Origin of the sequence: Corallococcus sp. AB038B, assembly GCF_003668955.1 — a bacterium.
Lineage (GTDB): Bacteria > Myxococcota > Myxococcia > Myxococcales > Myxococcaceae > Corallococcus > Corallococcus exiguus.
Window position 1 is genome coordinate 1 of the sequence record NZ_RAWO01000121.1, and the last position, 439, is coordinate 439.

Consider the following 439-nt stretch of genomic DNA (forward strand, 5'->3'; position numbering starts at 1 on the left):
CAAGTTGTTGAAGCTCTATTTCGGCGAGTTTTTCTTTAAGGCGGGCAAGGGCAAGTTTCTTATTGTCCAGTTGCGAGCGCGAGTCCTGAGCCAATACACTGATACCCGTAGGCAGGTGGGTGGCACGCACTGCTGAATTAACCTTGTTTACATTCTGTCCGCCATTGCCTTGCGAGCGAGTGGTTTGGAACTGTACATCGCGCTCTGAGAAAGACTGGCGTTGCAGTTGGTCAAGCTGAAAAACACCTATATACCAATTGCTACGCTGGTGAAACTTGCGAAAGGTGCTCTTGCCTACCCAACAAACGGTGCCGAGCCAAGTTTTCAAAAACGGCGCTAACTCCTTGCCTTTGAGTTGTAGGGTAACCGATTTGACAGTGAGATTGGCATCGCCTTCCTCTCGGCTGAGAATGGTATAGTCGATGCCCGCTTGAGTAGC

General features: G+C 50.1%; 1 protein-coding gene. It reads right to left on the reverse strand.

Going from position 1 to position 439, the window contains the following annotated elements:
• A partial coding sequence (locus D7Y04_RS42730; protein ID WP_304988658.1) for a peptide chain release factor-like protein occupies positions 1–439 on the reverse strand: 439 nt, incomplete at both ends.